We start from the raw sequence: 19172 nt of genomic DNA, 5'->3' as shown, positions 1-19172 counted from the left end.
TTAAAAAAAATAATGAACCTTGTACACTATTAAAATATAATTTTTTTATTTGAGAAATTTATTTAACTCTTCAACTAATTTATGAACAGATGTTACAGGTTTTTGTTGATGAAAAGGAGTAGTACTAGGATATTGAACTTCAAGTCTTTTTGCTCTTTTTAATGCAATATCTTGGTATGATAGTAATCGATCATAATTATTCTCATCATTTTTACAATATTTAGGTCTATCTTTTTTTCTTTTAGTTGGAAGATAAGTATCCAGTTTGGAGCAATATTGATGTCTAGTTAGACCTGTATACGATTGTATATCTTCAAAATGAAGAACATACCATAATTCGAAAGATTCATTTGAATACGCTGGAAAAATGCCATTACTATGACATTTGCTAATAGCATTATCAAAATCTTGGATTCTACTATCTTCATCAAATACACACCAAGTTTGATCATATTCTCCTTTCTTTTTCTCATTAATTGCATAATCAACAAGTGATAGTGTATTTCTCCCAGTACCTTTGATTACCGTCTTGTTTACGACAGGAAAAGATTTAAAATAATTAGGTTCAGTTCTTTGCCCTTCACAGACAATTAGAATTGATGGTAAAGCATTTTTAGTTTCAACAGATCTACTAAATTTGACCATTACTTACTTCACCATCCTTTTCCAATGAACTATCTTCATCAAATAATTCACTATATGAGAAGTTAATAAAAGGAATAGCACCATACTTCCCTTGCATATAATTTTTAGAATAATTTTCATCATTTCTTATTTTTGCGTTATTAAATTTGTATTCTATTAAAGAAGTAATTTGTGTACTAGAAAATTTATCCTTTTCGGCGAACCAAATTTGATCACGTCTAAAAATATCATTGGTTAGATTAGTCACATCATGGGTAGTGAAAAATAGCTGTCCTTTTTGATTTTTTGAATCATTAAATAGATTTATTATTGCTCTAGACATAATGGGATGAAATTGTGCTCCTAGCTCATCAATAATAAGAGTTTTTCCATTATTAATAGAGTCAATAATATGTCCTAGTAGTGCTAAATATTGAATAGTACCCGCAGATTCAAAATTATCAATACCACTTTTAATAGTAACTTCGCCAATATTTTCACCGATATTGTTCTTTAAATCATGTGTTGTTGTTAAGAGAGTTTTATTATCTTCTAAAAATTTGTTCAAAAATTCTTTTGGAAGCATATCTAAATCTGGAAGCTCGTTATTTTCAATAGTATCAATATATTTTATATCTAAATCTGCTATTTTGGTTAATCGTATAATTTGTTTTCTTAAAGAATTATTATCTTTTAAAAAAGCTTTGGTTTTATAATCATTTAAATTTCTCAATGCAGAAAAAGCTATAATATCATTTTTGATCCAATTAAAAATGCGACTACCTAGTTCATCATTTGTACTTGCTAATAAAGACAAGAATAAGGAATTATCATTTAGAAGTTCTTTTCTAATTGACCACTGAGATTCCATATTTTTAATAAATTTATATCCGTTATCGTCTCTTAAAAAGTACTCTTTATCATTCATATATAAATATTCTTTTAAAACTTTTTCTTCATTAGCTGAAAATCCATATGTCACAATTTCAGTATCTGTGAGGAAAAAAGAGATTTCAAAATTAGATGGTTTTGTTCTATTTTCTTCAGAAAAAATAAAAGGTAAAACATTTATTTTATCGTTTCCTTCCGACTCTTTAAAGGAAGTTGTGACAAAGCGTTGAAAAAACTTAATGGAGTCAATGATGTTTGATTTACCACTAGCATTTGCTCCATACATAGTTGCAGATTTTAAAATTTTTATGTTGTCTTTTTGATATTGTTTTATGGATCCAGGAATTTCTTTAATACCTGTTGCTATAAAGCTTAATTTTTGCTCATCTTTTATTGATTTAAAGTTTTCAACTTTAAATTCGATAATCATAAAAACACCTCTTTTGTTTTTGAGATTTTTTCTCAACTCTTATATACATATTATCACTTTATCCTTAAATAATCTATTATTTAGAGATAAAATCACATTTTTTTCTGAGGTATAAAAATGAAATATATATACCAAACAAATAAGAAAAAATAATTCCATAAATGTTTGATTAAAATGATCTATTATTGTTATGATAAAAAAGCTCTTTTATTTATTCTAAGGTCTCTTGATAATTTTCAAGGTATTCTCTGTTCTTTTTCGTAAAATCTATTAGAGTCAACATAACTTTGCTTTATACTAAGTTGAATTTATTTGCTAAACTAAGTAGTAAAAATATAAGTCCAGTTTTGAGAGGTGACAAGAATGATAATAGAATCCAAACTAATTGAACAGCCATATTCAGGCAAATATAAAGAAACAATTTTTGACGTAGAGAGTAATTGGAACTCAGCTGATTGGACATATGTTGAATTCATAGAAAAAGATTCTAATGAGTGGTGTGGAGTTTTTAGAGGAGCTCCTAGAGGTGTTTCTTTTTCTAAAAAAAACAATAGAATACTAATTCTTACTTCAGATTATTTATATGAAATAAACAGTGTCAACAGTTCACTTATTGATTATGAATCTAACAGCGAATATAAAAATCTAACAGTAGACGAAATATCAGGAGATTTTATAATTTCAGATGATTATAAAATTGAGATAATTCAACTACCACTTAGTAAGAAGGTGTTAATTGAAAGTCCAATAGAAATGGATTTAATTGAGTTCACTTCTTGGTCTCTTAAAAAATTAAAAATAGTCTGTAAAGAACTTACAAATTTAGACAATCAGTTTTATCTCGAATTAGATATTAACTTGCGTAAAATAAATATATTGAGTTCTGAAATTATAAAATAGTTATTTAACACATCAGTTAACATAATCTCGACTATCCCAACTTCTACTATTCTCAAGGATTTTCAGCAGTTACTTTGTGAATAAAAATTGGTCTACCTGAAAATCTGTATTTTAACCCCAAAATAACGATTTTCTACTTGTGAAATTTTTGAATGACTATTTTTAAATTCCGTTATTTTAATTTATCAATCACAGTCAGAAATTGACCAATCATGCATAGGTATTCTTGTTTGACCAGGAAAATCTCGATCATAATATGCTTTTACAGCTGGTGCAGCTTTTTCCTTAAACCAGTTTTTAACGTAAATAAAAATTAAATTCGATAGACTATCCACTTCTTCTGTTTTTCCTTTTTGATACGCCTTCAACATTGTTCGATAGAGTTCATTCGTATTAACACCATAATTTTCAAGTTCTTCAAAAACGAGCTTTTGATCCGCTTCTTGTTCTGCTTTAAATTTTGCATTATGAATGATTTTTACAGTTTGTTGGGCTTCTTTGAATGTACTTGAAAAAGTTTTAATTAAGTTTAGTACATTCTCTGGTATGAAAGTAGCAACGCTGCTGTCTTGCATCAGATACACGAAATTTTCAAGCAAAATAGAATTTTGATCGGCTTCTCTAGTGTCTATAGAGTGTCTATTAGTGTCTAAAGAACTAGAAGAATAGAATAGATTGTCTGCGATTTCCGCATTTACGGTTGAACCATTGGTATTACTAGGTTTTGCCGTATTTGCGATTTTCGCATTTACGGTAGAATCATTGATTTCAAGGTCTTTTACCGTATTTGCGTTTTTCGCACGTACGGTGGAAGAATCTTCCTCCTGATTGATCTTGAAGATATCTTCAGTCGTAACTTCAGGCTTTCCAAGATAGAGTAAATTTGGCGTTGTTTTAATTTTCCCGTCAACATTGTTTAACCGACCTTTTTTCTGTTTCAGTAATCCCGCTTGTTCTAACTCTTTTTTGATCTTTGATACTTTACCTTCTCGGCAATGAAGTAAATTCATCAATTCTGTAACCGTAAAAATAAAGTAAATATTATCATCTTCATCAACCCAATTATTTTTAACCGAATAGTCAAAACGATCTTTCAACAACATATAGGCAATCTTTGCATCGTTCGATAGATTAAAATATTGTTTATTTGTAAAAAACACTTTAGGCATTTGGTAATATTTTTCTCTATATATTTCTTTTGATTTATAAAAATTAAATTCTGTCATAATTGTTCCCCCAGTAAAATATGCTATTCAAAAAAGGTAGCAACTATGATAAAATAAACCACAACCAAATTGTTTATTTTATCTCAAACTTATACAATCTTTTTTTAGTTTGTATAGTTGCTACTGTTCACGTACTCCAATTCGTGAACAGTTTTTTTTCTCTAAATTCACACTTAAAATTTTTGATTTTCGTAAATAATGATTTACAGTATATCTTTCATGCATTGTGGATCCTAAAATAATTAATTGAAAAACATTTAAAGATAGCGACATAAATATTTTTAAGAATCTTAATGGTATAACTATACTTGTTAATAAAGTAGCTTGTAAACGGTTTAAAGCAAAAAAGATTTTAGGAGAAAAAGAGAAAAAGAGAAAAATCCCCTTGTGTATATTTACTTTTATTTATAATTCATAAAGAGAAAAAGGTACAAAGAGAAAAAGAGAAAAGGAGAAAAACTCCTAAGTTCTTACCATGTATTTCATGCTTACAACAAAATAAATAAAGGGAAAAATCTCTTTTTCTCTTAAAAAGAGATTGCGTTAAACCTAAAAGAGAAAAAGAGAAAAAGAGAAATTACTCCTTTTTCTCTTTTTAGTGATTATTTTAAAAAGAAAATTGAAAAATTCTCCTAAATACATTTTATCATATACATAAGAAAATAACTATGGTAAAATGTATTTAGGAGAAAAAATACATTTTACATCGGAGGATCGTTATGTCTGAGGAACTCTTAAAGCCTACTAAACGCTGTAGAGTATTAATTAACGCTAATCAAAAAGGTGGAGTGGGGAAAACCACTTCAACGACTGAAGAAGCAGTTGTTGCAACATTACCAGTTTTACAATTTAACAATAAGGTATTGATAATTGATTGGGATATACAAGGAAATGCAACAAGTGTTGTAGGTAAAACATTTGACGTAAGTTTCCCTACATCTATTTTCCAAGCGATTAAAGACGCATCAGAAGGTGTACCTAACGCTTTAAAAAAAGCTACTGTAAAACTTACAGATAACCTTTTTATGATTGCTGGTGGAAGAGATATGGCTGATTATGGCGATCTCTTAGAAGATTTATATCCAAAAGAGAAGGATTTAAATGGCGATTTAATTGATCCATTGTATAAAAAAAATAGAACATTTCATTTTTCGAAATTACTAGAAGAAATCAAAGGAGAATATGATTATATTTGGATTGACGTTGGTCCCAGTACCGATATTAAAGTTGATAATGCAATGGTTTGTGCAGATTATTTTGTTATTACTCAAGAAACAAAAACATATTCCTTTGAAGGTTCTTTAGATATAATTAACGAGTATCTTCAAACACTTATTGACGATTTTGGTGACGATTTTAAAGGCGAAGTTTTGGGATTATTACCTTTCCTTTTACAACCAAAACGAGAGCTACATGAATCAATAATTGAAAATACAAAGGAAGCATTTGGAGAAAATTTTACTTTTAATGCTATTGTAAACAATCAAAAAAGATTAGAAGAGTATCCAGAGTATGGAATCACAGTTGTTGACTATCATGATAGAAAGGTATTTGCTTTATTTGCTGATATTTTCACCGAAATTGAAGAGCGAATTGCTCTGTTTGAAAAATATGGCGATATACCAGAGAACTATAAGTATACTCCAAAATACTTGGATGGTAACAAACTAACAAAGTTATCACGGGAACTTGATTTGTCTCAATACGAACTAAATAAGTGAGGTACTTAATATGGCACTAACAAATCGAAAAAAGAAAGAACGTCCAACTGTTAATAGAATGGTTGAAACACCCAGGATTGCTAACGAAATTCCTGAAACGCAATCAAATAATAATATTGAAAATTACGATCAAAAAGATTGGACTGCTAAAGACAGAAAAACTATTAAAGTTGATCCAGATATCAAAAGCTTGATTGAAATTTTTAGCGATTTTGATGGGACTAAAGAATATAATACTATTAGACGAATGGCTCAGTTCTACTTAGAGAATAATTTTGACGAGAGGGCACAAAGAATTATTACCAATCTTCAGAAGAATAAAATATTTTGAAAAGAGAAAAAGAGAAATTTCTCTTTTTCTCTTTTGGTTATATTGAATGTGTAACCGTAAACCAAAGAAGCCCTAGAACAATTTAATAGAAATAGTAGCTGATTTTTAAAAAGATATATTATCATATTTCTCTTTTTTTATAATTTGAACTATTAAGCTTTAACGAATAGTAGACGCGATTTATTAAAAAGTGCATATCATAATATTTCAACATTGTCTTATATAATCTTGCTGGATAATAACGTTTATATATTTAATAACGATTTTTTAAAATTTTACATTAAATGTAATTAAGAGTATTATTATAAATAGTAAACAAACTATTTAAATAATATATGGAAAGAGAGGCGATTTACTAATGAGTAATATCAGGGATTTTTTTGCTAAACGGAAACAAGAAAAGTTAGACAAAATGCGAAAAAAAAATTGGGAACTTAGACAAGAAGGAAAAGATCCGCACAAAGGATGGGGATCAATGGTAAACACTGGTCTAGGAGGCTTAAATAACTCCAATAGAGATCATAGTGGAGCAAGTTTCAGAACTAAAGAAATTGATAATAAGGCATTCTATATTGAAGAAAGTAAAAATAAAAGAAAAGAATAAGCCCATGCCCCAATAATAGGGGACATGAGCTTTTTTAATTTAATTAATCATATGCTTATTATTCTAGAACAACAATTTGCTACTTCCGGATCATGAGTGACAATTACAACAGTTTTACCGGATCTATTTATCTCTTTTAACAAATTTAGAATTTCATCTCTATTCTTGAAATCAAGCGAGCCAGTGGGTTCATCAGCTAGCAGTACTTTACTAGGCTTGATAAGCGCTCTAGCGATCGCAGCTCTCTGCTGTTCACCACCAGATAGTTCAAATATCTTTTTCTTCTCATAACCATCCAACCCTACATTTAAAAGTGCTTCATGGATAAGTCTTTTTTTCTCAGATTTATTTTTAGAATGATACTTTAATGCAATCATTAAATTTTCTGTGACAGTCTCATTATCAATTAAAGCAAAATTTTGGAACAAGTAGCTTATCTTATCTCTAATTATTCTTTGAGATTCTTTTGAATTAATTTTGATATTTTTTTTATTTTCAAGTAAATACTCGCCAGCATCAAAATCGTCAATTAGACCGATTATGTTTAGTAAAGTTGATTTTCCGGAACCACTTTCACCTGTAATAGCGATCATTTCTCCTTCTTCAATCATAAGATTAATATTTTCAAATATAATATGCTCTCCATAACTTTTTCTTACATTCTTTAACTCGATCATTTTTATTCTCCTTTCAGAACAGTAGATAGACTATTTTTCTCTTTTCTCATGATAACTTGAACGATAACCGTACCGTCTATCAACAGGGTTAAAAGTATATAAGGAATAAGTAATATTGTTTTGGAAAAAAGGAAAACGCAAAGTAATTGAACAAGATAAATACTGCTAAAAATAATGAAGAGTGTATTATATCTATCAAAAAGTTTAAAACCAAATAATTTATGAATCGCAATTTTCTTACGATCGCTGAAGACAATGCAATTAACTAAAAATACGGAGGTAAATACGCTTAATAAAAATAGGAAAACCAAAATAACACTAAATATTTGAATGCTTTGTTTATATGATGAAGTAATATCACCTAAAATAGAATTAATGGAGGAGAACTTCAAATTAAGATTTTTATAGCTATCTTTATCGATAATATTTTTTACGACTTCCTGATTGCTTTTGGTATTTTCAAGTTTCAAAGGATTATTTAATCCAGTATTTGCTAACAAGATCTTTTCATACCAGGTAATATCCGTTGAATTCATGGTCATAAAGATAGGTTTTGTAAAAATCGGATTTTCTGATTCAGCATACGAAAATACTTCAAAATCTTTATCATCATAATAATTAATTGTTACTGATAGATCTTCTAGAGGTATAGCTTCTTGCTGCTCTGAATCGAAACTATCAAATAATATATTTTGACACAAATAAACAATGTTTTTGTTATCTTTGTATGACTTAGGAACAAAAAATATACGTGGATCATCTTTCCCAGAGGATACAGAAGATCCGTCTATAGACAAATCTAAAGATTCTATATAGTTATCATTTACTTCCATCACTTCATAGGTCTCGTCTTCGGTATACATATGAGGATCTGGAACAGCAAGATTACGGTTCGGATTTACTACTGTACTGTATATAAAATTAACATCAGTTTTTTCTTCTAACTCAGCATAAAGATTTGCTAATTTTTCCTCGAATTTCCCATTACTTAGTAAAAAATTTTGAAAATCATCATCTACTAATTTATATGTTTCTAACGTTAAAACATTTCCGTTTTTTTGCCAGGAATCGTTTATTTTGTACTGTTTAATTAAAGTATCAATGTCAGTAGAAACTTGCAGTAGAATCATTGTAACTAAAAAAGAAATCATCAACTTTACAAAGTAGCATATCATAACGCCGAACTTGAAATTCAAAAAGTTTTTAAGCATTTTAGAAATAGTTACATTCCTAATTGTTAAAAAAGTAAAAGTATTTGTAAGTAGAAACAAAAGAATTATGACTATTTGGGATAAAATCAAATACAAAAAGAATTGATAGGGGTGATAATCATAATAAAAATATAAAAAGATATCTATAACTAAACTAGCTATAACTATTACTAACAAGGAGTTTTTAATGAAATCAAAAAAAATACTTAAATTGGGAATACCATTCAACTTGGATACGCCTATTCTTTTTAACTGCATTAACGGAGTGTAGATATTAACAATTATCAAAATTAAAAATGTACTTATGATAATAGCTATAAATATCATAAGACTTCTATTAACTAAGCCTACTTCTTGTTGTATAGGTTTTGAGAGAAGATCTTCTTGACTTACACCAAAAAATTCACTTAATTGATTCATGATTTTTTCGGAATTCAAATCATCGGTACCCACCACAGAATAAATCCCGTTCAAAGAGACACTACTATCTTTATAATAATTTTCCAATGATTGTAGCAGTATTTTTGATTTAGTAAATGTAGGTATTTTGGCTGAACTATTATTTTCTACGGATCCATAGTTTTTATAAATCTCAGATTTTTCAGCAAATAAATCCGTATGAGGCAAATTAAATTCATTAAAAGGAAAGCTCTTTTTATCAAAAACCACTGATTTAACAATAATGTTATTTCGGACATCTGTTCTGAAAATACTAACGTGTTCATTCTGTGCTAGTTCTTCAAAAAAAGAAAGTTGTTCTTGAATAGATTTTTGTGAGTCTTTTACATAAAAACGAAAAGAAGGATCTTTCATCTCAATTTCATTAAGCCGTATAGTATCTTTTGTTTCGTAAACATTAGATAATAAAAGAGCAGAAAATGTGATAACAATTAGTAAACAGAAATATGATATTTTTTTCATGGTTTGACGTCACTCCTACATCGAGTTCTTAGATTTAAATAAGCCTGAAACAGGCTCACAGAGTCTATTTCAGGCTTATTTGTTATCACTAAAAAGTTTTCCAGTAATAGTTCATACCGGTAGGTGGAATTTTTGTGATACTAGCTTTTGCCCAAATATCTTTCTTTTGAGTTACAGTGACAGTTTTGGTATCTGATGATACTGTTGCACTATGCTTTTTGGTTTCGTGATAATAGTTAGAATATCCATAAGTATCTGTATAACCAACCCCATAGTGCCATTCTCCGCCCCCTACATCAGCAGCTAATGCTACGGTAGGTACAACGAAACTGGCAACTGCAAAAATTAACGCTAACTTCTTTTTCATACTTTTCCTCCTGTATACATTTTTTTGTACTTTAATTGGCAACAATAATGTTTTCAATAAAATTGTACGAATATCGCTTTAATTTGTAAAGGGATATCTTAAATAGCTTTTATGAAGCCAAAATAGATTTAATAGATTTTTGAGAAGGGCTAATACTATAAAGCTTACGTGATAAAATCAATGCTCTTTCTTTAATAGGTATTGGAGAAAACCAAAAAGAAATAGTTTCAAGAGCCTTAACAATATTAATTGATTCATTAACAAATGAGCAACAACGGACATTTGAAAATCAGTTTGAAGTTCTTAGAAGAAAAACTATGAATAGAGAAAAGTAACTTTTCTGTAAAAATATTTAGATTTAAGGGTCACTTGAACAATGAAAGAGCAACAATAAATCCCATAAATGGTACATGGAACATAGAAGAATAAAATATAGAATTAGGGAAATATAGAACTTTCTATATTTCCCTAATTCTATATTGAAGGATAAAAAGTATATGATAATTTCCTTACCGCTATTTTCTGTATGGATGTTCCATGTACCCCTAAAAAGGTAAATGAATCAGCTTAATAAAAGTATTTTTTAACTGACAATATATATAAATTGTATATAGATATTTAAAATAGTATAATTAACAAGAATACAGATAAAAGATGGTAGTTATGAAACGATTTCAAATATTTTAGGAGGAAATATAATGAAAAAGAAGAGAACTGCTGCTCTGTTAGGACTGTCTTTACTATTTTTGGTTTTGCTGGGTGCATGTAACAACAATAAGCTAAATACTGTAAAAAGTGACGAAATAGATAAAATAGAGGTAACCATTGCTAACGAGAAATCTACAAATGAGCAAGAACGTGTTGCAACTATTAATGATTCACAGGAGCAAGAACGAATCATAACAGATTTAAATGCCGTAATTAGCAACGAAAAAATTGATGTTATAGATACTAATAAAGTTACTCCAAATGGTCACTATACTATCGAAATGTACAAAGACAATAAAGTGATAAATAAATATACCATTTCCAATAACACTTTAACAGAAGGAATCGATTCTGATAAAAAATATGATGTTCCAGAAAAAGATAATGATAAATTGAATAGTTTAAAAAATCACCTAGACAAAATAGCAAAATAAAAAAGAAGGAGAGTTGCTCCTTCTTTTTATTTTTTTAAAAGTATAAATCTAGATTTCTGAATAAGTGTTGATAGAATGAGCTGCTTCCTCCAATTGAAAAATCCATGCTAGAAGAGCCACCAACACCAATTGAAATACCTCCAGAAGCGTTTATTGTACCATTATGGTGTAAATCACCATTTAATGTATAGTGAATACGGTTAGGATCTGGCAAAGCATATTGTAGTGTTCCTTTAAAAGATTTGTCACCAGCATTAAATCCTGCGTAAACTATTTCCTTTATTGCTCGAAATCCTCCACCTTCAGTAGTTCTACAATAAAAATAAACCTGTCTTGAACTTCCAAAATAATCTGATATTGTTCGATCTTGCCATGCTGCCTTCACAACGGCGTAATTAGATTCTTCCACTTCTACACTTCTTTTTGCTCTTACTGAGCTAGGAAACAATAACTCTTCTGCTTGCTCTTTTGTAATATTAGAATTAGTCGCTAATTCTAATATTAACTCCTCTTTTGTCAAATCTTGACTAATGACTACTTCCTCTTTTTCGTTGCCAACTATGCTACCTGTCTCTTCTGCACTAACTAATTGACCAAAACCAATGAACGAAGTTAAACCTAGGAGTAACGTTCCAAAAAACATAAGAAATTTACCATTTTTTAACAAAAAAACAACTCCTTCCAAATATTGGTTACAGCATTATTTTAACATTAAAGCGTTTTATTGTCCAAAGCTTCCTTTATTACATACAAATTGTATTTTGAATAAAAAAGTCCATTGGACAGAAAACAAAGCCTCAACCCACCCCTTAGTTGCGTGTTTTGATCTAATAGATTAATATTAATGCAAATGCAGTTATATATGTAAGGAGTTGCTTTCCCACTATGAAAGTTAATACTTTTGTATACACACATCCCATCAATATGTACGTTATTCAGCATCTAGCTATGCCAGTAGAAACATTCTGTGACCTCTATGGTTTTAAACAAGGAACTGTTTCCAGTTGGATAACAAGAAATAAAACCGTAGATTCTCTACCAGTAACCTTTATTTACTGCCTGGGACTAGCTTCTAGTAAGCCTATGGATTTTGTTTATCAGAAGCTTTTAGATTACGAAGAACCTTACCTAAAAAGAAAAAGAATTAAGAGAAGAATTGATTTATAGAAAAATTATCTATACTAATAAATTTGAGGTGTAAAATATGGAAATATCAGGCGAATTTCTATTAACGTTTTTACCCTTAGTAGCTATCTACTTAGGAGCCTTAGCAGTTGTCCGATATGACACAAAAAAGCTTGAAAAAAAGATAGATATGTTAGAGAAAAAAATAGACGACTTAAATAAGTAAAACCATGATAAATAAAAAAGGCAGATCAAATAATTTTAATATTGCTTGATCTGCCTTTTTATTCATTTCTATTAATCTTTAAATTTGCCACTAGAATATACTTTCTCATACGTTCCGCTAGCAAGAATTTCTGACAATTTACTTACTTTATTTGAAGAATCCACCTCACCTAACTTGAGGGCGTGTACGGATCTGGTTTGCACGAGTTGTCATTTTGCTTTTCCAATCAGTCACGCCGGCTTTATGATTTGGTGTGATTGTAATGCTTTTCGGTTTCTCATTCGAGTTTTCCCAAACAAGAATCTGTGCAGCCATCCATCGCTGCTTTCCGGCATCTGTATAGGTCTTAGTGGCTGTTACCCCGGCTTGTAAACAAAAGGCATCTTTTCCATCGATCGTCCGGCGAATCCCACGATCTTCTGTATAAGAATAGCCATTGCTACGAACTATATACATTAGCCAAGGATAACCAGAAGGCGGATTGATCGTTGTTTCAGATACTGTTTTTGATACCGAAGCTAATAAGGCAACTTTGCTTTCTTTCAGCATAGAAGGAACATCATTCAAGTTGTTCGTTTGATTGAGGATCTCTTCAGCATAAAAGAAACGTGTTTGCATCAAGATCTGTTCGGATTCCTCTAAATCTTTTGCTTTTGACAATTCTTCAGCAACTTGATCTTCTTCAATAAATGGAAGATCTTCACTATTGACTGCCGATTGCAGCGATTCAACATCATCTAAATCAATTTCATCAAATTCTTTGATTTCTTGATCTGCCTGATCTGCTTTTTCTTGCCGTTTTTCATCAATCCCTACTTCAACAGCTGTAAAATCGCCTTCTGTTTTTTCAGCGATTTGTGGCGTATCTGAAGAAATCAGCTGTTCTTTGTCTGATTTGTCTGCCACCACGTATAACAACCCATCTGCACCTTGTACGACAGCTGATTCTTCAGCTTGATTAAGCACCTGGTCAGATACCTTCGTTTTTTCTTGATCTTCTTCAGGCGGAGTAGTCGATTCAATAGCAATCACACTATGAATATTCCCGATTGTTATCAAGAAAACAAAAGATAAGATAAGTGTTAAAAAGAAAAATTTCTTTGCCTTAAAACTTCTCATTTATGATTTACACATCCTTTCTAAAAATTATTTCAATTATTCGGTGGAGAACGATTACTCAATAAATCACCCCTCAAATAGTAAATAAGCATTTTCTTTGTAATTCATATTTTTTTACTTATAATTAATAAGGACATAATAGTTTGTTTGATCTTTCTAGCGGAAACTAGGGAGATCTTTTTTTGTGCTCATCGATTACAGTTTCTATGATTTTATATTAAAGCAGAATAAAGCCAGCAATTTTGAAATCAATTGCTGACTATGTTCACTCTTATTAACATTTTTTAATTAGACTTATTTATCGGTTATCAAGTTATAAATAATTATCAAGTTATTTTTTATTTGACTAAGCATTTTAATGTGAGATAATTTTTAAAGAAAGGGTGTTATCATGAATTATCACATTACCAATATTAGATATCTCAGAATTGCTCAATTATCATTGCTTATCTACTATGTTTACTTAGTATTCAAAGGTAATTTAATACAGGGATTACCATTACTTATAATCAATGGGCTCTTAGACTACGTATACCCACCAAGTTATGCAAGACAATCATTTTGGAATCCTTACAAAATTAAAACTATTTTTCTTAAGAAAAATAATTTAGTTGCTGAAAGGGTAATGGAATTTACTCTAATACTCTCTTTAGGTGTTTTATTATATTTTATTTTTTAAACTACTTTACCAAAGGAGAATTTTATATGAAAAATAAAAAATTTAGAACCGTCATATTAGTATTGTTAGGTTTTATTGCTGGCATTCTTCTAAGTTCCTTTTTAAGAAATTTTTGATTTCAATTCAATATTCTACTAACAAGGAATACTTTAATCACAATAATATAAAAAAGGAGGATTAAAATGAAACATCTAGCTACTGCAGCACTAATGTCTCTTGTTTTAAATATAGTTAATTATTCTATTGATCTTCTAAGTAAAGACTTAACCCTAAATGATCTTTCATTAATAAAATTGTTAACTGATTTCTTTGTATACTTTTTTTCGTATTTATTAGGAGTTTTAATTATCACTATATTATCCAAAATATTTTCTAAAAAACGGACTTCATCTTCATGGAAAAATTAACTAAAGTAGTAATCATAGTTCTGTTATTTGTTATACTATACTCCATGCTTTGCATTATTTTATCAGCATTAGTAAGTCTTTATAAGCTAATAACAAAAAAAGAGCCTTTCTTGGATAATTTCAAAGAAAATTATGTTAGCTTATTCTTAAATATATTTGATATTTCCAATTATTTTTAATTTATATCTGTACAACCGCTAAACTATCTTTGGATATTTAACGATTGTATTCTTACATTGAATAGAAAAGGGGGCTGTATGAAATATTTTGCTAAAAGCTTTTTAATATCTATCATTGTGTTAGTTTTTATCGTGCTTATAGATTTATTCTTTGGAGAATATACTTTACAGTCTTTACCAACTACCAATTTAGTAGTCAAATTTATCATTTTTTTCGTTGGATATAATTTGGCTTTGAAGATATCCCAATCTGAAAAAAATTACTGACCATTTTATTTAAGAAAACCTACTATAAATTAAATTTAAATAAAGCAGCTCTTTTGTGTTTTTTAATGATATTAAACTAAATGTTAAAAACAAGAGCAAATTTGAATTTGTAAAAGTATTGGAACCAAAAGGGTGTGGGTCTTGGTATATTCATATGCTGCTAAAATTTCCACATTTGAAAAGTGTTTATATCCCAATGAAACATTTGCGCAACTTTGGTCTCATGGGTTTGTCGATGTGAAACGAATTGATAAAACCGATAATTTAGGGGCGTATTTGCATGTGTATTTAACCGATTTATGCTTTTTATTTTTTTAAATGTATCAAAAAGAAAAGTCTTTATTCTGGAGAATCTTGTTTGTAATCAGCTTGATTACTTTTATAATTTTAATTTTGTCACAAGTAACTTATGTCTTTCTATGAAAATGTATAGAGAAATGGGAAGAAGTGCGTATTATCTCTTCTCTTTTTTTATTTTTAAATTTTTTTATGTTGAGAAAGTTGAGGGTTCAATAATGAATAGAAAAGGCAAAAAATTTGTGATTATAAAAATCACTCAGATTATTATTTTTTGTATTTCGATCATAGCTGCTATTTTATATAGGGACATTTCTCCAAGCTGGCCTTTTTATCTTTTATTAATAGGGATACTGCTTGGGCTATTAATCCCTATTAATTATCGTTCAGGTTTTTCTTCAAAAGAACCTGGTTTTATTTTAAAAAGTTATACAAGAGGGAATGAGAATTTAATTGAGTTTATACTTGATTGTATAGCAATCGTAATTGTTTGGGGTTTAAATTTATTTTAAAGAAGAGATATAAGATTTATCTTGGAAGGGAAAAAGGAATGACAAAAGAACGGCTGCAAATTTATATTGATCCTGAACACAGAGAGGCATTAGAAGACTTAAAAGAACTGTTAGCAGTGGAAGATTCAGCAACGGATAGTGCCTTAATTCGCTATATTATTTTGGAATTGTATCGATTAAAGACAAAAGAAAATATCCAAATGCGGGCACTTTTAAACCGTTTGGATGAACTTTTAATTTATTCAAATAGTTTTGCGGAAACGATGGACGTCGATATTTTTGATCTCGAAAATTCTGAAAAATACAAAGAAGTAAAGACACAACAAAGAGGGAAATGGGCGAATAGTCGGCGAAAAAAAGCAAAAAATAAATCACAAAAAAGACCCGTTAATAATCAAAAAGAGAAAGCAAAAGAAGAAAAACTAAATTCAGAATCGCTCACTTACAATGATCTGATCGCTAAGTATTTGTAAAAATTTGTCTTTCAAAAAGGACGATCGATGGTGGTACCTAGAGACTACTTTTCGCAAAAATGACTACTTGAGTAGTCTCTGAACAACTCCCTGACAACTGCTAAAAACTATGCTGTGGTATCACATTCATTTTCTTCAAAACGCAATAGGCACAGCCTATTTTGCCACTTTCAACATGAGAGTGGTGCGTTTACCTTATGCTCTTTCCCTTTTTTGATCTAAAAGAAGCAATCGATTTACCTGTTCCTTCACTTTTTTATCAATATTTTTTCCTAAACGCTGAGTATTAATTGTCGCTTTTCATTTTTATGTTAATATTCAAATTGAAGACAAGGAGTTCGGTTATTTGATTTATACAATTAGTGATCTTCAAAAATTATGTACACCAATATTTTTAGAATGGGAAATAAAAAAAGCTTTTTTGTTTGGATCATACGCTCGAAACGAAGCAACAGAAACCAGTGATTTAGATATTTTAATCGACGGTGAAGGGTCTTTGCTCCACAGTATATTTGATGTGATTCGGTTAAAAAGTAAATTAAGTAGCGCATTAAAAAAAGAGATCGATCTTATTACACTACGTGTAATCAACGCAGAAACAAACAAAAAAAGAAACCCTCTTCTCAAAGAAAATATAGAAGCAGATTGTGTAATGATTTATGATTTTAAAACGAGCGACTCATTTAAAGTAAAGGGTTGAAGCGCAGATATCATTGATCAATTTTTACAAAACTTTTGATTAGCTAGAGAGAAAAAACTTTGCAAAATAGTTTACTTTCGTTATGATAAAAAAGAGAAATGGCGTACAGCGTTTGCTGTGCAGACGCTGTAGGATTTTTGCGCTAGCAAAAAATCCTTGTAGCCTTTCTGGTGTCACTTCAGCTTGCTGTGCGAGCTGAAGTGACCGCGAACCCCCATTTACTAATAGGGGGGTTAGGAAACAACTTCCTACATGTAACGAGGTCAGTAAAACGTTAGTGCTGCATGGGATTGGTCAATTTTAAGGTAGGTCACATTTTCGACCATAGAAAGTTGAAAATGTGACCTACCTTTTCGATATCAATTTCCAAATAATTTCAGAACGAAAAAATGACTGGTACTGATTGCTGCATTTTGATTTTTTCAAAATTTCTTGCTATAATAAATGTGCGAAGCGATATTAAAGAACAAGCATGTTTACACCAAAAAACCCTCCTACTGCGAATAGGAGGGCTTTTTTTGCGCTGTTGCGACTCCAGCGTTGGGGCCAGAAGGCAACTGCTTCGACTATCGGCTAATCGTCTAGCCAGCGATCAACTAGTAAGAGTACTAGACCCACGAATAGTGGAGCGATAATCAGCGATATTAAAGTTTCTAGCATATTTACACCCCCTCACGGGGCAGTTGCCATTAACGAGTATAACATGAACAATTCAAGTGATCAGTTGTTTCTTTATTTTCTATTGCCTTTATAATAATCCATAAAAAGAGGAGTTGATCTTGTGCACGGTGAAGAGGATTCTCGGCTAACCTATGAACTTTCCCGCTACTTGACCAATACAGAATGGGATCGAATCGAACGAACCAAAAAAATTTATGAAAGGATCAAGAGTGAGGAAGAACTGAACCGACTCAGTAAATCCACAAAAATCCCTTTCGACCATTTACGGTTGATCATGCAAGGAGAGATCATAGCGGAAGACTATATACTAAAATTACTAGAAGAAAACATGTAGTTTTCTTACGGCATGTTCCTCTACTTTGATTGCTGCATTCAATCGGTTTCGCTTGGCAAAGCGAATTCATGTATACTAAAAGAAAAAAGCAACTGAGGTGACAACCTTTTGACAACAGACAGACAACCAAAAGAAATTTTGACAGTAAAAGAACTTGCTGAATTTTTTGGTATCAGCAGACAAGCTATGAGGAAACATGTTGACAACCTAGAGCCAACGTACCTTGCCAAAAACAGCCAAGGATACAAGACAGTGCTATGGTCGGGGGTGTTGCACCTTGCAGACAAGCTAGGACGTACCAAGTTGCTTGAAGCCTTCGAAATCCCTGACACAGCAAGCTCTGACAGTATAGAAATGAAGTTGTTTGCACAGTTGCAACAAAAGGACGCACAAATTGATCAGCTGCAGTCATTATTAGCCCAACAGCAGAAACTTCTTGATCAACAACAACAACTAACTTTGCAAGTGAACAAACAAATACTGCTTCTGACGTCGCAGGAACGCTTATCAGGCGATTTAAATAAAGAATTGAATAATGGTTCGGAAAATTTTAAAACGCCTCAAAACGCTTATGATAGCCCCTCAGAACAAGAAGAGAAATTCACTTCTGAAAATGAATTCGTGCGACCGAAACAAGAAAGAAAGAAGAAGTGGTGGCACTTTTTCCGTGAACCCTAAGATAACGCTGAAAGGATGAATTGTGTATGTCGTTTTCAGCTTATGTTGACAGCTATCCGATTACTGCGTATATCGTGGGGCACCTTGGTTTATCGGTGAGTGATTTTTGTCGACGGTATGAATTCGATCCTACGATCGTCACCGGGTGGCAAACAGCGAATCAAGTTCGCTGTATTTTACGCTTGTTAGAAACGCAACATTTCGCTTATCTTGCGACAAGTCTGGAGTGGAACATAACACCGTTCCAACTCGCCCCCCCCCCCGGTTTCTTCACAAACGACCCAAAGAGAAGAAGCTTGATTTACCAGTATTTTAGTGATCAAACATAGCTAGACCAATTGAAAATCACAAAGAACGCCCGTCAATCGCTTGATTGACGGGCGTCTTGTGTTAAGCCACATTATGTTAACTATTTGACTAAGGAGTAGCATGGTATTCTGAATTAGTTAA

At 30.7% G+C, this 19172-nt stretch carries 23 protein-coding genes; 14 read left to right on the top strand and 9 right to left on the bottom strand.

Annotation, left to right across the window (positions count from 1 at the left end; genetic code table 11):
* Window positions 1-45: 45 nt before the first annotated feature.
* Entirely contained in the window at window positions 46-645 is a 600-nt protein-coding gene (locus ECA1_RS15700) for an RloB family protein (RefSeq protein WP_060793004.1), read from the bottom strand.
* A complete protein-coding gene (locus ECA1_RS15695; protein WP_060793003.1) occupies window positions 632-1945 on the bottom strand; it encodes an AAA family ATPase in 1314 nt (437 codons plus the stop codon). Before ECA1_RS15695 ends, ECA1_RS15700 begins: the two co-directional genes overlap by 14 nt.
* Before the next feature lie 363 nt (window positions 1946-2308).
* Between ECA1_RS15695 and ECA1_RS15690 the strand changes: the two genes are divergently transcribed.
* On the top strand, window positions 2309-2845 hold the full coding sequence (locus ECA1_RS15690; protein WP_060793002.1) for a hypothetical protein: 537 nt from the start codon (window positions 2309-2311) through the stop codon (window positions 2843-2845).
* 185 nt (window positions 2846-3030) lie between these two features.
* Here the strand turns inward: ECA1_RS15690 and ECA1_RS15685 are convergent, their stop codons facing one another.
* Complete coding sequence (locus ECA1_RS15685; protein WP_060793001.1) at window positions 3031-4071, bottom strand: replication initiator protein A; 1041 nt, start codon at window positions 4069-4071, stop codon at window positions 3031-3033.
* A gap of 719 nt (window positions 4072-4790) precedes the next feature.
* Between ECA1_RS15685 and ECA1_RS15680 the strand changes: the two genes are divergently transcribed.
* The 3 genes from ECA1_RS15680 to ECA1_RS15670 all read left to right on the top strand — a co-directional run bounded on the left by ECA1_RS15680 (window position 4791) and on the right by ECA1_RS15670 (window position 6727).
* A complete protein-coding gene (locus tag ECA1_RS15680; RefSeq protein WP_060793000.1) occupies window positions 4791-5792 on the top strand; it encodes a ParA family protein in 1002 nt (333 codons plus the stop codon).
* A 10-nt stretch (window positions 5793-5802) separates the two neighbouring features.
* Window positions 5803-6123 carry a hypothetical protein gene (locus tag ECA1_RS15675; protein WP_060792999.1) on the top strand — a complete coding sequence of 107 codons (321 nt, stop codon included), beginning with the start codon at window positions 5803-5805 and terminating at the stop codon, window positions 6121-6123.
* 358 nt (window positions 6124-6481) lie between these two features.
* Window positions 6482-6727 carry a hypothetical protein gene (locus ECA1_RS15670; RefSeq protein WP_060792998.1) on the top strand — a complete coding sequence of 82 codons (246 nt, stop codon included), beginning with the start codon at window positions 6482-6484 and terminating at the stop codon, window positions 6725-6727.
* A 47-nt stretch (window positions 6728-6774) separates the two neighbouring features.
* Here ECA1_RS15670 and ECA1_RS15665 read toward each other — a convergent pair whose 3' ends face one another.
* The 3 genes from ECA1_RS15665 to ECA1_RS15655 form a co-directional block, all read right to left on the bottom strand.
* Entirely contained in the window at window positions 6775-7404 is a 630-nt protein-coding gene (locus ECA1_RS15665) for an ABC transporter ATP-binding protein (RefSeq protein ID WP_060792997.1), read from the bottom strand.
* A gap of 2 nt (window positions 7405-7406) precedes the next feature.
* Window positions 7407-9536, bottom strand: a complete 2130-nt coding sequence (locus ECA1_RS15660; protein ID WP_060792996.1) for a bacteriocin-associated integral membrane family protein — start codon at window positions 9534-9536, stop codon at window positions 7407-7409.
* A gap of 88 nt (window positions 9537-9624) precedes the next feature.
* A complete protein-coding gene (locus ECA1_RS15655) occupies window positions 9625-9903 on the bottom strand; it encodes a lactococcin 972 family bacteriocin (RefSeq protein WP_060792995.1) in 279 nt (92 codons plus the stop codon).
* A gap of 176 nt (window positions 9904-10079) precedes the next feature.
* Between ECA1_RS15655 and ECA1_RS17575 the strand changes: the two genes are divergently transcribed.
* Both ECA1_RS17575 and ECA1_RS15650 read left to right on the top strand, forming a co-directional pair.
* The gene (locus ECA1_RS17575) at window positions 10080-10238 is read left to right on the top strand and encodes a DUF5388 domain-containing protein (protein WP_162264661.1); all 159 of its coding nucleotides are present in this window, start codon (window positions 10080-10082) and stop codon (window positions 10236-10238) included.
* 363 nt (window positions 10239-10601) lie between these two features.
* A complete protein-coding gene (locus tag ECA1_RS15650) occupies window positions 10602-11045 on the top strand; it encodes a hypothetical protein (protein ID WP_060792994.1) in 444 nt (147 codons plus the stop codon).
* A gap of 34 nt (window positions 11046-11079) precedes the next feature.
* On the opposite strand, the gene ECA1_RS15645 is transcribed toward ECA1_RS15650, so the two are convergent.
* The gene (locus ECA1_RS15645) at window positions 11080-11712 is read right to left on the bottom strand and encodes a hypothetical protein (protein ID WP_060792993.1); all 633 of its coding nucleotides are present in this window, start codon (window positions 11710-11712) and stop codon (window positions 11080-11082) included.
* A gap of 218 nt (window positions 11713-11930) precedes the next feature.
* On the opposite strand from ECA1_RS15645, the gene ECA1_RS15640 reads away from it, so the two are divergent.
* Both ECA1_RS15640 and ECA1_RS17525 read left to right on the top strand, forming a co-directional pair.
* Window positions 11931-12212, top strand: coding sequence for a hypothetical protein (locus ECA1_RS15640; protein WP_060792992.1), 282 nt, complete (start codon window positions 11931-11933; stop codon window positions 12210-12212).
* Between the two features lie 37 nt (window positions 12213-12249).
* Window positions 12250-12396 carry a hypothetical protein gene (locus tag ECA1_RS17525; RefSeq protein ID WP_155642949.1) on the top strand — a complete coding sequence of 49 codons (147 nt, stop codon included), beginning with the start codon at window positions 12250-12252 and terminating at the stop codon, window positions 12394-12396.
* A 165-nt stretch (window positions 12397-12561) separates the two neighbouring features.
* Here the strand turns inward: ECA1_RS17525 and ECA1_RS15635 are convergent, their stop codons facing one another.
* A complete protein-coding gene (locus ECA1_RS15635) occupies window positions 12562-13428 on the bottom strand; it encodes a hypothetical protein (protein ID WP_249023861.1) in 867 nt (288 codons plus the stop codon).
* A 948-nt stretch (window positions 13429-14376) separates the two neighbouring features.
* Between ECA1_RS15635 and ECA1_RS15625 the strand changes: the two genes are divergently transcribed.
* The 4 genes from ECA1_RS15625 to ECA1_RS15600 all read left to right on the top strand — a co-directional run bounded on the left by ECA1_RS15625 (window position 14377) and on the right by ECA1_RS15600 (window position 17029).
* Window positions 14377-14601, top strand: a complete 225-nt coding sequence (locus ECA1_RS15625; RefSeq protein ID WP_034869591.1) for a hypothetical protein — start codon at window positions 14377-14379, stop codon at window positions 14599-14601.
* 961 nt (window positions 14602-15562) lie between these two features.
* A complete protein-coding gene (locus ECA1_RS17945; protein WP_060793016.1) occupies window positions 15563-15856 on the top strand; it encodes a hypothetical protein in 294 nt (97 codons plus the stop codon).
* 38 nt (window positions 15857-15894) lie between these two features.
* On the top strand, window positions 15895-16329 hold the full coding sequence (locus ECA1_RS15605; protein ID WP_005230910.1) for a hypothetical protein: 435 nt from the start codon (window positions 15895-15897) through the stop codon (window positions 16327-16329).
* 346 nt (window positions 16330-16675) lie between these two features.
* The gene (locus tag ECA1_RS15600; protein WP_005231966.1) at window positions 16676-17029 is read left to right on the top strand and encodes a nucleotidyltransferase family protein; all 354 of its coding nucleotides are present in this window, start codon (window positions 16676-16678) and stop codon (window positions 17027-17029) included.
* A 573-nt stretch (window positions 17030-17602) separates the two neighbouring features.
* On the opposite strand, the gene ECA1_RS17520 is transcribed toward ECA1_RS15600, so the two are convergent.
* On the bottom strand, window positions 17603-17689 hold the full coding sequence (locus tag ECA1_RS17520; RefSeq protein ID WP_115224856.1) for a type I toxin-antitoxin system Fst family toxin: 87 nt from the start codon (window positions 17687-17689) through the stop codon (window positions 17603-17605).
* 121 nt (window positions 17690-17810) lie between these two features.
* Here ECA1_RS17520 and ECA1_RS15595 point away from each other — a divergent pair, with 121 nt between their 5' ends.
* Together ECA1_RS15595 and ECA1_RS15590 are read left to right on the top strand one after the other, a co-directional pair.
* Window positions 17811-18044: a hypothetical protein gene (locus ECA1_RS15595; RefSeq protein WP_005230951.1), complete on the top strand. Its 234-nt coding sequence runs from the start codon at window positions 17811-17813 to the stop codon at window positions 18042-18044.
* Between the two features lie 108 nt (window positions 18045-18152).
* Window positions 18153-18722 carry a helix-turn-helix transcriptional regulator gene (locus tag ECA1_RS15590; protein WP_060792988.1) on the top strand — a complete coding sequence of 190 codons (570 nt, stop codon included), beginning with the start codon at window positions 18153-18155 and terminating at the stop codon, window positions 18720-18722.
* Window positions 18723-19172: the final 450 nt, after the last annotated feature.

Origin of the sequence: Enterococcus casseliflavus NBRC 100478 (assembly GCF_001544095.1) — a bacterium.
In the GTDB taxonomy this organism is placed as follows: Bacteria; Bacillota; Bacilli; order Lactobacillales; family Enterococcaceae; genus Enterococcus_D; species Enterococcus_D casseliflavus.
The sequence above is the reverse complement of the archived record's forward strand: the minus strand, read 5'-3'. Positions and strand labels throughout refer to the sequence as shown.